General features: G+C 39.3%; 16 protein-coding genes. 14 read left to right on the forward strand and 2 right to left on the reverse strand.

Features of this window, described 5'->3' with window-relative positions; all coding sequences use genetic code 11:
• Positions 1–59: 59 nt before the first annotated feature.
• A complete protein-coding gene (locus ACE3MQ_RS18940) occupies positions 60–572 on the reverse strand; it encodes a DinB family protein (protein ID WP_379395522.1) in 513 nt (170 codons plus the stop codon).
• Positions 573–964: 392 nt separating this feature from the next.
• On the opposite strand from ACE3MQ_RS18940, the gene ACE3MQ_RS18945 reads away from it, so the two are divergent.
• The 14 genes from ACE3MQ_RS18945 (at position 965) to ACE3MQ_RS19015 (ending at position 13,948) form a co-directional block, all read left to right on the forward strand.
• Positions 965–1,279 carry a YdcP family protein gene (locus ACE3MQ_RS18945; protein WP_379395524.1) on the forward strand — a complete coding sequence of 105 codons (315 nt, stop codon included), beginning with the start codon at positions 965–967 and terminating at the stop codon, positions 1,277–1,279.
• Positions 1,280–1,297: 18 nt separating this feature from the next.
• On the forward strand, positions 1,298–1,681 hold the full coding sequence (locus ACE3MQ_RS18950) for a YdcP family protein (RefSeq protein WP_463140349.1): 384 nt from the start codon (positions 1,298–1,300) through the stop codon (positions 1,679–1,681).
• 28 nt (positions 1,682–1,709) lie between these two features.
• Positions 1,710–3,095: an FtsK/SpoIIIE domain-containing protein gene (locus ACE3MQ_RS18955; RefSeq protein ID WP_379395528.1), complete on the forward strand. Its 1,386-nt coding sequence runs from the start codon at positions 1,710–1,712 to the stop codon at positions 3,093–3,095.
• A 173-nt stretch (positions 3,096–3,268) separates the two neighbouring features.
• The gene (gene mobT, locus ACE3MQ_RS18965) at positions 3,269–4,474 is read left to right on the forward strand and encodes a MobT family relaxase (RefSeq protein WP_379395916.1); all 1,206 of its coding nucleotides are present in this window, start codon (positions 3,269–3,271) and stop codon (positions 4,472–4,474) included.
• Positions 4,475–4,516: 42 nt separating this feature from the next.
• The gene (locus ACE3MQ_RS18970) at positions 4,517–4,738 is read left to right on the forward strand and encodes a hypothetical protein (RefSeq protein ID WP_001009056.1); all 222 of its coding nucleotides are present in this window, start codon (positions 4,517–4,519) and stop codon (positions 4,736–4,738) included.
• A gap of 116 nt (positions 4,739–4,854) precedes the next feature.
• Positions 4,855–5,352 (forward strand): antirestriction protein ArdA, encoded by a 498-nt coding sequence (locus ACE3MQ_RS18975; RefSeq protein ID WP_379395532.1) that lies wholly within the window; start codon positions 4,855–4,857, stop codon positions 5,350–5,352.
• 87 nt (positions 5,353–5,439) lie between these two features.
• The gene (locus tag ACE3MQ_RS18980; protein WP_379395534.1) at positions 5,440–5,832 is read left to right on the forward strand and encodes a conjugal transfer protein; all 393 of its coding nucleotides are present in this window, start codon (positions 5,440–5,442) and stop codon (positions 5,830–5,832) included.
• Complete coding sequence (tcpF, locus tag ACE3MQ_RS18985; RefSeq protein WP_379395536.1) at positions 5,816–8,263, forward strand: conjugal transfer ATPase TcpF; 2,448 nt, start codon at positions 5,816–5,818, stop codon at positions 8,261–8,263. The genes ACE3MQ_RS18980 and tcpF overlap by 17 nt, the downstream gene beginning before the upstream one ends.
• 2 nt (positions 8,264–8,265) lie before the next feature.
• Positions 8,266–10,437 carry a CD3337/EF1877 family mobilome membrane protein gene (locus ACE3MQ_RS18990; protein ID WP_379395538.1) on the forward strand — a complete coding sequence of 724 codons (2,172 nt, stop codon included), beginning with the start codon at positions 8,266–8,268 and terminating at the stop codon, positions 10,435–10,437.
• The gene (locus ACE3MQ_RS18995) at positions 10,434–11,435 is read left to right on the forward strand and encodes a bifunctional lytic transglycosylase/C40 family peptidase (protein WP_379395540.1); all 1,002 of its coding nucleotides are present in this window, start codon (positions 10,434–10,436) and stop codon (positions 11,433–11,435) included. The genes ACE3MQ_RS18990 and ACE3MQ_RS18995 overlap by 4 nt, the downstream gene beginning before the upstream one ends.
• Positions 11,432–12,364: a conjugal transfer protein gene (locus tag ACE3MQ_RS19000; RefSeq protein ID WP_379395542.1), complete on the forward strand. Its 933-nt coding sequence runs from the start codon at positions 11,432–11,434 to the stop codon at positions 12,362–12,364. Before ACE3MQ_RS18995 ends, ACE3MQ_RS19000 begins: the two co-directional genes overlap by 4 nt.
• Positions 12,365–12,560: 196 nt before the next feature.
• On the forward strand, positions 12,561–13,157 hold the full coding sequence (locus ACE3MQ_RS19005; protein WP_379395544.1) for a TetR/AcrR family transcriptional regulator: 597 nt from the start codon (positions 12,561–12,563) through the stop codon (positions 13,155–13,157).
• 11 nt (positions 13,158–13,168) lie between these two features.
• Complete coding sequence (locus tag ACE3MQ_RS19010) at positions 13,169–13,714, forward strand: GNAT family N-acetyltransferase (RefSeq protein WP_126108834.1); 546 nt, start codon at positions 13,169–13,171, stop codon at positions 13,712–13,714.
• A gap of 42 nt (positions 13,715–13,756) precedes the next feature.
• The gene (locus ACE3MQ_RS19015) at positions 13,757–13,948 is read left to right on the forward strand and encodes a cysteine-rich KTR domain-containing protein (protein WP_379395547.1); all 192 of its coding nucleotides are present in this window, start codon (positions 13,757–13,759) and stop codon (positions 13,946–13,948) included.
• Positions 13,949–14,004: 56 nt separating this feature from the next.
• Here the strand turns inward: ACE3MQ_RS19015 and ACE3MQ_RS19020 are convergent, their stop codons facing one another.
• Complete coding sequence (locus tag ACE3MQ_RS19020) at positions 14,005–14,358, reverse strand: helix-turn-helix domain-containing protein (protein ID WP_379395549.1); 354 nt, start codon at positions 14,356–14,358, stop codon at positions 14,005–14,007.
• Positions 14,359–14,422: the final 64 nt, after the last annotated feature.

Raw genomic sequence — 14,422 nt, forward strand, 5'->3', positions numbered from 1 at the left:
GTAAAAAGGTCGATTGCTCTGTTTTCAGAAAATATCGACCTTTTTAGCAACATCAGAGATTAAATAGATTCCACAGATTCTTGATACCAAAATAGCGAATAGTCGTTCATGGTGGATGCGTGGCCCAACTGACGCAACATGGTAGAAACATTGCCCCTATGATAGGTTCCATGATTGACCAGATGCAGCACGATTTCCGATAAACGTGTTTGGCGGATTCCGGCGAATGGATTATCAAGCAGAATGGATTGCTCCAAATCGGACTGACTTAGGAACCATTCTCTGTATTGTTCCGCTAGCTGGGTAAAGTTGTTGGCGTATTCATCCACAGAATGCAGGATGCTCTCATTAAGCGGTATGCATGCTTGCAGCGCCTCTCGCATATTCATTCCTGTTAATACCAGATACCACATCTTATCAACTGCATAGATATGACTAAGAGCATGGGCGATGGTGGGAAACGAGGTGTTGACTTCTTGACTCAGCACCGAGGACGTAAGCTCTTTGATTCTCCCCAGGACAGTCTGGTTGGCCCAGGTGTGGTAATTAAACATTTGTACTGGATGATTCATTTGTAATGTCTCCTTTTGATTGCAATGGATTTGATTTTGTTCCTGTATTTATAATAAAAATAGTATGAAAATCTAGTTATCTGCATAAACACTGGACTTATCACACTTTATCAAGGTCAAAACCAATCAATTTACTACTAATTTACTACTTATGAATGAGCTTTGATACGACGATTTACCCTTGAAAAGTGAAGAAACAAAGATACTTCCAATAAAAATTGAATATGTAAAAGGTGGACACTTCAAATGAGGTGTCTATTTTTTTACCCAATTTTAAAAGGACGTGATACCACGAAAATAGAAAATCAAGAAATTAAAGGTCGTTCCCCACCGTACACACCATCAATCAAATAAGATTCATTAACCATAAAACAGAAAGGATAGGTAAAAATATGGAACTTAAATTTGTGATTCCCAACATGGAAAGAACATTCGGCAATTTGGAATTTGCTGGCGAGGATAAAGTCGTACAGCGAAGAGTCAACGGACAACTAACCGTTTTATCTCGAAGCTACAATCTCTATTCTGATATTCAAAGAGCAGATGATATTGTGGTCGTGCTTCCTGCTGAAGCTGGCGAAAAGCATTTCGGCTTTGAGGAACGTGTAAAGTTACTCAATCCACGTATTACCGCAGAGGGCTATAAAATTGGCACTCGTGGTTTTACAAAATACCTTTTACATGCTGACGACATGGTAAAAGAATAAAGAAAGAGAGGAAAAATGATGAGATTAGCAAATGGCATTGTATTAGATAAAGACACGACCTTTGGAGAATTGAAATTCTCTGCTCTGCGTCGTGAAGTGAGAATCCAAAATGAGGACGGTACGGTTTCTGATGAAATCAAAGAACGTACCTATGACTTAAAATCCAAAGGACAAGGACGCATGATTCAAGTGAGTATTCCTGCCAGTGTTCCTTTGAAAGAATTTGAGTATAACGCACGAGTAGAACTTATCAATCCTGTAGCTGATACTGTCGCTACTGCTACCTTTCAAGGAGCAGAAGTTGACTGGTATATCAAGGCAGACGATATTGTGCTGACAAAGGATTCTAATTCCTTTAGAAATCAGCCACAACCGAAGAAAGAACCTGTACAAGACAAATAGTCGTTAGGTAGAAAGGAGGATTTTACGCATGAAACAGCGAGGTAAAAAGATTCGTCCATCTGATAAAGATTTAGTCTTTCATTTTACGATAGCGTCACTTCTGCCTGTTTTCCTGCTGGTTGTCGGTTTGTTTCATGTGAAGACAATCCAGCAGATCAACTGGCAGGACTTAGGCCTATCACAAGCAGATAAGATTGACATTCCCTATTTAGTTATAAGTTTCAGTGTCGCAGTCCTTGTCTGCTTGTTGATGGCTTTTCTATTCAGAAGATACAGGTACGATACGTTCAAACAACTACAGCACCGTCAAAAGCTGGCGAAGATGATTTTAGAAAATAAATGGTACGAATCGGAACAAGTGAAAACAGAGGGATTCTTCAAGGATAGTTCCAGTCGGACAAAGGAAAAGATAACTTACTTCCCTAAAATCTTCTACAGACTGAAAAATGGCTTGATACAGATACGAGTGGAAATCACACTGGGGAAATATCAAGACCAGCTCTTACATTTGGAGAAAAAGCTAGAAAGTGGCTTGTATTGTGAGCTGACGGATAAAGAGTTAAAGGATTCTTACGTGGAATATACTTTGCTCTATGACACCATAGCCAGTCGTATTTCTATTGATGAAGTACAGGCGAAAGACGGTAAGTTACGCTTAATGACGAATGTATGGTGGGAGTATGACAAGCTCCCTCACATGCTCATAGCTGGTGGTACAGGTGGCGGTAAGACCTATTTTATTCTCACACTGATTGAAGCCTTGCTTCATACAGATTCTAAGCTATATATTCTTGACCCAAAGAATGCTGACCTTGCCGACTTAGGCTCTGTGATGTCAAATGTCTATTATAGAAAAGAAGATATGCTGGCTTGCATTGACCGTTTCTATGAGGACATGATGAAACGCAGTGAGGATATGAAGCAGATGGAAAACTATAAAACAGGCGAAAACTATGCCTATTTAGGACTTCCTGCACACTTCTTAATCTTTGATGAGTATGTCGCTTTCATGGAAATGCTGGGAACAAAAGAAAATACCGCAGTGCTTAATAAACTCAAACAGATAGTCATGTTAGGTCGTCAAGCTGGATTCTTTCTAATACTGGCTTGTCAACGTCCAGACGCAAAATACTTAGGCGATGGAATCCGTGACCAATTTAATTTCAGAGTGGCTTTAGGTCGTATGTCTGAAATGGGCTATGGCATGATGTTTGGTAGTGATGTACAAAAGGATTTTTTCTTAAAACAAATCAAAGGTCGTGGCTATGTAGATGTAGGAACAAGTGTCATATCGGAATTTTATACTCCCCTTGTACCAAAAGGACATGACTTTTTAGAGGAAATCAAAAGGTTGCCCAACAGCAAACAGGACACGCAGGCGACGTGCGAAGCGAAAGTCGCAGGTGTGGACTGATTGCTGGCTGGTGTGGCGACAGCCACGCCAGCACTTAACCCTCCGTATCTAACAGGGGGGTACAAATCGACAGGCAACAGTCAAAAAAAGTGTAGAAAATCCTTTGGTTACAAGGGATTTACAAAATTTCAAGGTATGTCAAATGAGCTTCAATAGTTGACATACCTTTTTTGATTGGAGGAATTGAGCTGAATGAACAAACCTTGAACCAGCAGTTAAAAGAAAAACGCTTGGCTTACGGATTGTCTCAAAACCGACTGGCTATTGCCACTGGCATTACAAGGCAGTATCTAAGCGAAATTGAAACAGGCAAAGTCAAAACATCAGAGGATTTACAGCAATCTCTTTTTGAAGCTCTGGAACGTTTCAATCCCGACGCTCCCCTTGAAATGCTGTTTGATTATGTAAGGATTCGCTTTCCGACAACAGACGTACAGCATGTGGTCGAAAACATCTTACAACTGAAACTGTCCTATTTTCTTCATGAGGATTATGGTTTCTATTCTTATTCCGAGCATTATGTATTAGGCGATATATTCGTCCTCTGTTCCCATGAACTGGACAAAGGAGTTCTGGTGGAATTGAAAGGTCGTGGGTGTCGGCAATTTGAAAGCTATCTCTTAGCACAACAAAGAAGCTGGTATGAATTCTTTATGGACGCTTTGGTGGCTGACGGTGTGATGAAACGCCTTGACCTTGCCATCAACGATAAAACAGGAATTTTAAATATCCCTGTACTCACTGAAAAATGCAGACAGGAAGAATGTATATCCGTATTTCGCAGTTTCAAAAGCTATCGCAGTGGGAAGCTGGTACGCAAAGATGAAAAGGAATGTATGGGAAATACACTCTATATCGGTTCATTACAAAGCGAAGTCTATTTCTGTATCTATGAAAAGGACTATGAACAGTACAAGAAAAATGATATTCCCATTGAAGACGCAGAAGTAAAAAACCGTTTTGAGATTCGGCTGAAAAATGAGCGTGCCTATTATGCAGTACGTGATTTACTCGTCTATGACAATCCCGAAAAGACTGCTTTTAAGATTATCAATCGGTATATCCGTTTTGTAGATAAAGACGATTCAAAACCTCGTTTTGATTGGAAACTCAATGAAGAATGGGCTTGGTTTATTGGAAACAACCGTGAACGATTAAAACTAACCACAAAACCAGAGCCTTACTCTTTCCAGCGGACGCTGAACTGGCTTTCCCATCAAGTCGCCCCGACTTTAAAGGTTGCGATTAAACTTGATGAACTCAATCAGACGCAGTTTGTGAAAGACATTCTCGACCATGCTAAACTGACAGACCGACATAAGCAGATTTTAAAGCAACAGGCGGTAAAAGAACAGGACGTGATAACAACAAAAAAATAACTCAAATACAAATTCATTGAATACAGAGAGGAGAACATTTTTATGAATTTTGGACAAAACCTTTATAACTGGTTTCTATCAAACGCTCAATCACTGGTGCTTTTAGCAATCGTCGTAATTGGCTTGTATCTTGGCTTCAAGCGTGAGTTTAGCAAACTGATTGGCTTTCTCATCATTGCGATTATTGCGGTGGGCTTAGTCTTCAACGCTGCTGGAGTAAAAGACATTTTACTAGAGCTATTTAATCGCATTATTGGTGCTTAAATTAAACCGTTCTTTTGTGGAATATAAGTGATTTTCTTATGTTCCGCAAAAGAATGGTACACCAAACGAAGTGCGGTAGGGATTTTTGAAGTTCTACAAAGAAAGGACGTGAATACATGGACGATATGCAAGTCTACATTGCGAATCTAGGAAAATACAATGAGGGCGAATTGGTCGGGGCTTGGTTTACCTTTCCCATTGACTTTGAAGAAGTCAAAGAAAAAATAGGCTTAAATGATGAATATGAGGAATACGCCATTCACGATTATGAGTTACCCTTTACGGTTGATGAATACACCTCTATTGGCGAACTCAATCGCCTATGGGAAATGGTGTCAGAGTTGCCAGAAGAACTACAATCGGAGCTATCTGCTCTGCTCACTCATTTCTCAAGTATTGAGGAACTAAGCGAACATCAAGAGGATATTATCATTCATTCAGATTGTGATGATATGTCTGACGTGGCACGCTACTACATTGAAGAAACGGGTGCTTTAGGCGAAGTGCCAGCCAGTCTTCAAAACTATATTGATTATCAAGCCTATGGTCGGGATTTAGAAATTGAGGGAACATTCATTTCTACCAATCACGGGATTTTTGAAATCGTCACTTAAATCTGTTGGTACATGATTACTGGCAGATTTTCTTGTTTATGGGGTAGTCAAAAGACTATCCCTATTTTTTATGAAAGGATTGATTCTATGAAGAAAATACGAAGCTATACCAGTATCTGGTCTGTGGAAAAGGTACTGTATTCTATTAATGATTTTAGACTTCCGTTTCCCATAACCTTTACGCAAATGACATGGTTTGTCGTGTCACTGTTTGCGGTTATGATACTTGGCAACTTGCCACCTCTTTCCATGATTGAGGGAGCATTTCTCAAATACTTTGGGATTCCTGTGGCTTTCACATGGTTTATGTCTACAAAAACCTTTGATGGTAAAAAGCCCTATGGATTTTTGAAGTCTGTCATTGCTTATGCACTGCGACCAAAGCTGACCTATGCAGGAAAAAAAGTAACGCTTGACAGAAACCAGCCACAAGAAGCCATTACAGCAGTTAGGAGTGAATTTTATGGCATATCCAATTAAATACATTGAAAACAATCTCGTCTGGAATAAAGATGGGGAATGTTATGCTTACTATGAGCTTGTTCCCTACAATTACTCATTTCTAAGTCCAGAGCAGAAAATACAAGTGCATGATTCTTTCAGACAGCTTATCGCACAAAATCGTGATGGCAAGATTCATGCCTTACAAATCAGTACAGAATCCAGCATACGTTCTGCACAAGAGTGTTCTAAAAAAGAAGTCACTGGCAAGCTAAAAGTGATTGCCTATGACAAAATCGACCAACAGACAGACGCTTTAATATCCATGATTGGAGAAAATCAAGTGGACTACCGCTTCTTTATCGGCTTTAAGTTGCTTCTCAACGATCAGGAGTTTTCTATGAAAAGTCTTACCGTTGAAGCAAAAAATGCTTTGTCTGATTTTGTCTATGATGTGAACCATAAGCTGATGGGCGATTTTGTTAGCATGAGTAATGATGAAATCCTGCGTTTTCAGAAGATGGAAAAGCTCTTAGAAAATAAAATCTCTCGTCGTTTCAAAATCCGCAGATTAGATAAGGACGACTTCGGCTATCTGATTGAACATCTTTACGGACAGACAGGCACTGCCTATGAAGAGTATGAGTACCATCTATCAAAGAAAAAGCTTGATAATGAAACGCTGATTAAAACCTATGACTTGATTAAGCCTACCCGTTGTTTGGTGGAAGAAAAACAGCGATACTTGAAAATCCAACAAGAAGATGAAACCGTCTATGTAGCTTACTTTACCATTAACAGCATTGTCGGAGAACTGGACTTCCCGTCCTCTGAAATCTTCTACTACCAGCAACAGCAATTCACATTCCCGATTGATACGTCAATGAATGTGGAAATTGTAGCGAATCGTAAAGCCCTATCTACTGTCCGCAATAAAAAGAAAGAACTGAAAGACTTAGATAACCACGCTTGGCAAAGTGATAATGAAACCAGCTCCAATGTGGCGGAAGCTCTGGAAAGTGTGAATGAGCTAGAAACCAATTTAGACCAAAGCAAGGAATCTATGTACAAGCTGTCTTATGTGGTAAGGGTATCAGCAAATGACCTTGACGAACTCAAACGTCGTTGTAATGAGGTCAAAGATTTTTATGACGATTTAAGTGTGAAACTGGTTCGACCTTTTGGGGATATGCTGGGCTTACATGAAGAATTTCTGCCAGCAAGCAAAAGATATATGAATGACTATATTCAATACGTAACTTCTGATTTCCTCGCTGGTTTAGGTTTTGGTGCTACTCAAATGCTGGGAGAAAATGAGGGGATTTATGTTGGCTACAGCTTAGATACTGGACGCAATGTCTACTTGAAACCAGCTCTTGCCAGTCAAGGGGTTAAGGGTTCAGTAACCAATGCTTTAGCGTCGGCTTTTGTTGGTTCGCTGGGTGGTGGTAAATCCTTTGCGAATAACCTTATCGTCTATTATGCGGTGCTTTATGGGGCACAAGCAGTGATTGTAGACCCAAAAGCAGAACGTGGCAACTGGAAAGAAACCTTGCCAGAGATTTCCCATGAAATCAATATCGTCAATCTGACTTCTGATGAGAAAAACAAAGGCTTACTTGACCCTTATGTGATTATGAAAAATCCCAAAGATTCTGAATCACTGGCTATTGATATTCTCACATTCCTTACAGGTATATCCTCACGAGATTCTGACCGTTTCCCTGTGCTACGAAAAGCCATTCGTGCTGTAACTAATAGCGAAGTACGTGGCTTATTAAAAGTTATTGAAGAACTGCGTGTTGAGAGAACTCAAATAAGCACCAGCATAGCCGACCATATCGAAAGTTTTACAGACTATGACTTTGCTCATCTGCTTTTTAGTGATGGTTATGTAGAACAGTCAATCAGCCTTGAAAAACAACTGAATATCATTCAAGTAGCCGACTTGGTATTGCCCGACAAGGAAACTTCCTTTGAGGAATATACCACAATGGAGTTATTATCAGTGGCTATGCTGATTGTCATTAGTACCTTTGCTTTAGACTTTATTCATACAGACCGAAGCATTTTTAAGATTGTAGACTTAGACGAAGCATGGAGTTTTTTACAGGTAGCACAAGGAAAAACACTATCTATGAAGCTGGTTCGTGCTGGTCGTGCTATGAACGCTGGGGTATATTTCGTGACCCAAAATACAGATGACCTATTAGATGAAAAACTGAAAAATAACCTCGGCTTAAAATTTGCTTTCCGTTCCACTGACCTTAACGAGATTAAAAAAACCCTTGCCTTTTTTGGTGTAGACCCAGAAGACGAAAACAATCAGAAGCGATTGCGTGACTTGGAAAACGGGCAATGCCTTATCAGTGATTTATATGGTCGTGTCGGTGTGATACAGTTCCACCCTGTATTTGAAGAACTGCTTCATGCCTTTGATACCAGACCGCCTGTGCGAAAAGAGGTGTAATAATGGTACAGAAATTAAAATCAAAATGGACGTTCAAGCGTCTAGGTAAAGTGGCAATGACAGTGGTTTTCACACTTGTGATTGCCATTTTTCTTTTCGCCATGCTGGGAACAGTGGTTCAAGCTGCGGGCTTGGTAGATGATACGGTCAATGTAGCAAATGAATACAGCCGATACCCACTTGAAAACTATCAACTGGATTTTTATGTTGATAATAGTTGGGGCTGGCTACCGTGGAACTGGTCGGACGGGATTGGAAAACAGGTCATGTATGGACTATATGCCATTACCAATTTTATTTGGACAATCAGTCTTTATGTTTCCAATGCGACAGGTTACTTAGTACAGGAAGCCTATTCTTTAGACTTCATTTCCGCTACAGCCGATTCCATTGGCAAGAATATGCAGACCCTTGCAGGAGTTACACCTAGTGGACTATCAACAGAGGGCTTCTATATCGGATTCCTTTTACTCTTGATTTTGGTTCTTGGGGTGTATGTTGCCTATACAGGATTGATAAAGAGAGAAACCACAAAGGCGATTCATGCCATTGTCAATTTTGTGATGGTCTTTATCCTATCGGCTTCTTTTATTGCCTATGCTCCCGACTATATCGGGAAAATCAATGACTTTTCATCAGACATCAGTAAAGCCAGTCTGTCACTTGGTACAAAAATTGTTATGCCCCATTCCAACAGTCAAGGCAAGGACAGTGTGGACTTAATCAGAGATAGCCTATTTTCCATACAGGTTCAGCAACCGTGGCTACTGCTTCAATACAACAGTTCAGACATTGAAAGTATTGGTATTGACCGTGTGGAAAGCCTGCTCTCAACCAGTCCAGATTCTAACAATGGCGAAGACAGAGAAAACGTCGTGATTGAAGAAATTGAAGACAGAAACAATACCAATCTAACCATCACAAAGACCATTAACCGTTTAGGAACAGTCTTCTTCCTCTTTGTCTTTAACATTGGGATTTCCATATTCGTATTCCTCTTAACAGGAATCATGATTTTCTCGCAGGTACTCTTTATCATCTATGCTATGTTTCTGCCTGTGAGCTTTATTTTAAGTATGATTCCCTCTTTTGATGGCATGTCAAAACGAGCGATTACTAAACTCTTTAATACCATTTTGACACGAGCTGGAATTACATTGATTATTACGACAGCCTTTAGTATTTCAACCATGCTCTATACCTTATCGGCTGGTTATCCGTTTTTCCTCATTGCCTTTCTACAGATTGTTACCTTTGCAGGAATCTACTTCAAACTAGGCGATTTAATGAGTATGTTTTCGCTTCAAAGCAACGATTCTCAAAGTGTGGGTAGTCGTTTGATGAGAAAACCTCGTATGCTTATGCACGCTCACATGCACCGCCTACAGCGTAAACTTGGACGCTCCATGACCGCTTTAGGGGCTGGGTCTGCCATTGCTAGTGCTACAGGTAAAAAAGGACAGTCGGGTACGGGAAGTTCTGCAAGGACACAAGCAGATCACTCCCGACCAGACGGGCAGGAAAAATCAACACTAGGAAAGAGAATCGGTCAAACTATCGGTACGGTGGCAGATACCAAAGACAGAATGGTAGATACTGCTAGTGGTTTGAAAGAACAGGTTAAGGATTTGCCGACCAATGCAAGATACGCAGTATATCAAGGAAAATCCAAAGTAAAAGAGAATGTCCGTGACCTAACCAGCAGTATTTCTCAAACCAAAGCGAATAAAGCCAGTGGACGTAAGGAGCAACAGGAACAAAGACGAAAAATCATTGCGGAGCGTCGCTCTGAAATGGAGCAGGTCAAACAGAAAAAACAGCCAACTTCTTCCGTTCATGAAAGACCAGCCACTAAGCAAGAACAATCTCATGATGGACAGACTTCAAGGCAAACAACTGTACAGGCTTCCCATAGGGAATCTCAACAAGCCAAACAAGAGCGTCCAACAGTTAAGTCCGATTCTTCAAGTTTAAAAACGGAACGTCAAAGTAATACCGTTCACGAAAGAACGGTTCAAAAGACAGTAACTTCAACTGCACCAACAGATAGAGCTTCACAACGTCCAGTCATAAAAGAGCGTCCGTCTACTGTTCAAAGAGTACCACTTCACAACACTAGAAATAGACCACCAATAAAAACCGCCACTATCAAGAAAGGCAGTAAGAAACCATGAAGCTGAAAACTTTAGTGATTGGTGGTTCGGGATTATTCTTAATGGTCTTCTCGCTACTTCTGTTTGTCGCAATTCTTTTTTCAGATGAACAGGATAGCGGTTTTTCTAACATTCACTATGGCGGTGTGAATGTGTCCGCAGAAGTGCTGGCTCATAAGCCTATGGTAGAAAAGTATGCCAAAGAATATGGCATTGAAGAATACGTCAACATACTTCTTGCGATTATACAGGTGGAATCGGGCGGTACTGCCGAAGATGTTATGCAATCCTCGGAATCCCTTGGTCTTCCACCAAACAGCCTTAGTACAGAAGAATCCATCAAGCAAGGTGTGAAGTATTTTAGTGAGTTATTAGCCAGTAGCGATAGGCTCGGTGTGGATTTGGAATCGGTTATCCAGTCCTACAATTATGGCGGTGGCTTCTTAGGTTATGTGGCTAGTCGTGGCAACAAATATACCTTTGAACTGGCTCAAAGCTTTTCTAAGGAGTACTCAGATGGCGAAAAAGTGTCCTATCCCAATCCGATAGCCATACCTATTAATGGTGGCTGGCGGTACAACTATGGCAATATGTTTTATGTTCCACTGGTTAAGCAATACCTTGTCACGACACAATTTGATGATGATACAGTACAAGCCATCATGGACGAAGCACTGAAATATGAGGGGTGGAAGTATGTTTATGGTGGAGCTTCCCCGACTACTTCTTTTGATTGTAGCGGACTGACCCAATGGACGTATGGCAAAGCTGGTATAAACCTACCACGAACTGCAAGCCAGCAATACGAAGCGACCCAACATATCCCACTATCCGAAGCACAAGCTGGCGATTTGGTATTTTTTCATTCTACCTATAACGCTGGCTCTTATATTACTCACGTTGGCATATACCTTGGCGATAACCGTATGTTTCATGCAGGCGACCCAATCGGTTATGCCGACTTAACTAGCTCCTACTGGCAACAACACTTAGTCGGAGCAGGACGAATCAAACAATGAGAAAGGAAGATTCAATGATGAATTTTAGAAAAAATCAAAACAAAGAAAAACAGATACCAAAGGAAAAGAAACCTCGTATCTATAAAGCCAATCCACGTAAAAAGGTTGTGATTGCCTTGTGGGTGCTTTTAGGACTTAGTTTCAGCTTTGCGATATTTAAGCACTTTACAGCCATTGATATCCATACCATTCACGAAACAACCATCATAGAAAAGGAATATGTCGATACGCACAATGTAGAAAACTTTGTAGAGAACTTTGCGAAAGTCTACTACTCATGGGAATTAAACGACAAATCTATTGATAATCGAATGGAAAATCTCAAAGCCTATCTGACAGAGGAGCTTCAAGCTCTCAATGTCGATACGGTTCGTAAAGATATTCCTGTATCGTCTTCTATAAGAGGATTTCAGATATGGACGGTAAAACCAGAGGGAGAAAATCAGTTTGATGTGACTTACAGTGTAGACCAGCTCATAACAGAGGGCGAAGATAAAAAGACCGTTCAATCTGCGTATGAAGTAACCGTTTATGTAGATGGTTCTGGTAATATGGTACTCATAAAGAATCCGACTATTACCAGCATACCTGTGAAATCGGACTATAAACCAAAAGCCATTGAAAGTGATGGGACGGTTGATTCCATTACAACAAGTGAAATCAATGAGTTTCTAACCACGTTTTTCAAGCTCTATCCTACAGCGACAGCCAGTGAACTTTCCTACTATGTGCATGATGGGATATTAAAACCAATCGGTAAAGATTACCTATTTGCGGAACTGATAAATCCTATTTACAATCGAAAGGAAAATCAAGTGACGGTATCGCTGGCAGTGAAGTATCTTGACCAGCAGACCAAAGCAACGCAGGTATCTCAATTTGATTTGGTACTTGAAAAGAGCGGAAGTAACTGGAAGATTATAAAATGAAGTGAGATAGCGTATAGTCCACATATATGTGATCTATACGCTATTTTTTTTGAAATTAAACATTTTTGAGATATTCGCTATCTAGTGCTTTTGCTAAATCACTGGTAGGCAAGAAAAATTCATCATTGACAAAGGTAGAATAAAACTATATACTAAAATAGACAACGGTGTCTATTTTGTTACAGGAGGATTCTCTATGCCACAAGTCAGTGAGAAGTATATAGAAAGTCGAAAAAATATGATAGCAATATCAGCAATAAATGTCTTTGCTAAAAAAGGCTATTCTAACGCTTCAATGAGAGATATTATGAATGAAGCTAAAATTTCAAGAGGGGGGTTATATGCACATTTTGAAAATATTGATTCCGTTTTTATAGAGGTACTCAAATATGAAGATTCACTACAAGCCAACCAGTTACTAAACCCTGACTTGAATAAGCCCTTACTACCTCAACTAAATGATTGGAGTTGTGAGATTGTCCTATCCATTCAAAATACAGAAACTAATTTAATTCGTGCTAAATCAGAATTTTTTCTCTCACATAATATTGAAGATGTTCCATATTTACGTGAAAGACATGAAAAACTTTCGCAAAATATTCAACAATTTATTACTGTAGGGGTTGAGAAAGGCGAATTTAAAAAACAGATTGATGTAATCTCTTTTTCTGAATTATTAATTTCAATGATTGATGGGGTTATGCTACACCAATATTATCAATATTCTTCTGATACTAATCTCGTACAAATAATTAGTTTGATGAATAATATGATTGAGAATATCTTAACTTAGGAGGGTTGTAAATGTTTGAAAATAAAATTATTAAGCTACGGAAGTTATCAACTAATGATTATAGCACTTATCATAACTGGCGTAATGATATAGAGGTCATGAAAACGACCAGTCCTCAACTTGACATATACACGTTGGAGGAAACAGAGCAATTTATTTCAGTAATTGCTTCTCAAGCTAATGCTAAAGGTTATATGATTGAACATAAAGAATCTGGACAAACTGTCGGTATTGTTTCTCTAATAAATATAGATTATAAGAATCGTTCTGCTGAATGTATTCTTGATATTGGTGCAAGAGATATGTGGGGTAAAGGTATCGGAACTTCGGCTATGTCCTTAATACTTGGATTTGCTTTTTATGAGCTAAATTTACATCGAGTATATCTACAAGTATTTTCATTTAATGAAAGAGCAATAAAACTGTATGAAAAAATGGGATTTACACATGATGGAAAGTTTCGAGAAGCAATTTACCGTGACGGAAGATGGCATGATACTGTCATTATGAGTATTCTAAAAAAAGAATACTTAAACAAAGAGCAATCTGACCTGTAAATATGTTCAGATTGCGAATGTGGAACATAAGGGTTGATTAATATGATTGAAAAAAGTAAGTGGATATTCTGTCCGATTTGTAATTCCAAAACTCGTATAAGGATACATTCCAACACGGTATTGACTAATTTCCCCTTATACTGTCCAAAGTGTAAACAAGAAACTTTAATAAATATAATTTCTTTACAAATAACAGTAATTAAAGAGCCAGACGCAAAGACGCAGAGCCGATAATTTGAGGTTAATTCAATCTCATCTTATCGGCTCTTTCTGTTATGTATGAACTTTAACTAGTCTTTGACATTTCTTGATTCATTGATACCATTAGCTAATGCTTCTATAAGTGCTAATTCTTTATCAGTGAAGTCATCCATAAGTTTTTCTACCTGTAATCGTCTGGTGCTTTTTGCCAGATCATTGGCAGGTAAGAAAAATTCATCAACAGACACATGAAGTAATGATACAAGGTCATAAAGAACTTGTATGCTTGGATGTTGCCCTTTATTTTCAATATTAGTTAAGTAACGTGGGTCAATTTCAATCAATGCTCCCACTTGCTCACGAGTTAAACCTCGTTTCAATCGAGCGTCTTTAATCGCTAAACCAAAGGCTCTAAAATCATATTTATCTTCTTTTTTACGCATAGTAGACCACCTCTATACATTCTACTGTTCCTATAGAATTAGAAACAGGTATTAAAAAACGTGT

Origin of the sequence: Paenibacillus lentus (assembly GCF_042714055.1) — a bacterium.
Lineage (GTDB): Bacteria > Bacillota > Bacilli > Paenibacillales > Paenibacillaceae > Fontibacillus > Fontibacillus lentus_A.

Coding starts and splice junctions, on each gene's coding strand:
- ACE3MQ_RS18940 (WP_379395522.1), bottom strand. CDS start 572: ATGAATCATCCAGTACAAATGTTTAATTACCACACCTGGGCCAACCAG.
- ACE3MQ_RS18945 (WP_379395524.1), top strand. CDS start 965: ATGGAACTTAAATTTGTGATTCCCAACATGGAAAGAACATTCGGCAAT.
- ACE3MQ_RS18970 (WP_001009056.1), top strand. CDS start 4,517: ATGAATTTTGGACAAAACCTTTATAACTGGTTTCTATCAAACGCTCAA.
- ACE3MQ_RS18995 (WP_379395540.1), top strand. CDS start 10,434: ATGAAGCTGAAAACTTTAGTGATTGGTGGTTCGGGATTATTCTTAATG.
- ACE3MQ_RS18955 (WP_379395528.1), top strand. CDS start 1,710: ATGAAACAGCGAGGTAAAAAGATTCGTCCATCTGATAAAGATTTAGTC.
- ACE3MQ_RS19020 (WP_379395549.1), bottom strand. CDS start 14,358: ATGCGTAAAAAAGAAGATAAATATGATTTTAGAGCCTTTGGTTTAGCG.
- ACE3MQ_RS18990 (WP_379395538.1), top strand. CDS start 8,266: ATGGTACAGAAATTAAAATCAAAATGGACGTTCAAGCGTCTAGGTAAA.
- ACE3MQ_RS18980 (WP_379395534.1), top strand. CDS start 5,440: ATGAAGAAAATACGAAGCTATACCAGTATCTGGTCTGTGGAAAAGGTA.
- tcpF (WP_379395536.1), top strand. CDS start 5,816: ATGGCATATCCAATTAAATACATTGAAAACAATCTCGTCTGGAATAAA.
- ACE3MQ_RS18975 (WP_379395532.1), top strand. CDS start 4,855: ATGGACGATATGCAAGTCTACATTGCGAATCTAGGAAAATACAATGAG.
- ACE3MQ_RS19005 (WP_379395544.1), top strand. CDS start 12,561: ATGCCACAAGTCAGTGAGAAGTATATAGAAAGTCGAAAAAATATGATA.
- ACE3MQ_RS18950 (WP_463140349.1), top strand. CDS start 1,298: ATGAGATTAGCAAATGGCATTGTATTAGATAAAGACACGACCTTTGGA.
- ACE3MQ_RS19010 (WP_126108834.1), top strand. CDS start 13,169: ATGTTTGAAAATAAAATTATTAAGCTACGGAAGTTATCAACTAATGAT.
- ACE3MQ_RS19000 (WP_379395542.1), top strand. CDS start 11,432: ATGAGAAAGGAAGATTCAATGATGAATTTTAGAAAAAATCAAAACAAA.
- ACE3MQ_RS19015 (WP_379395547.1), top strand. CDS start 13,757: ATGATTGAAAAAAGTAAGTGGATATTCTGTCCGATTTGTAATTCCAAA.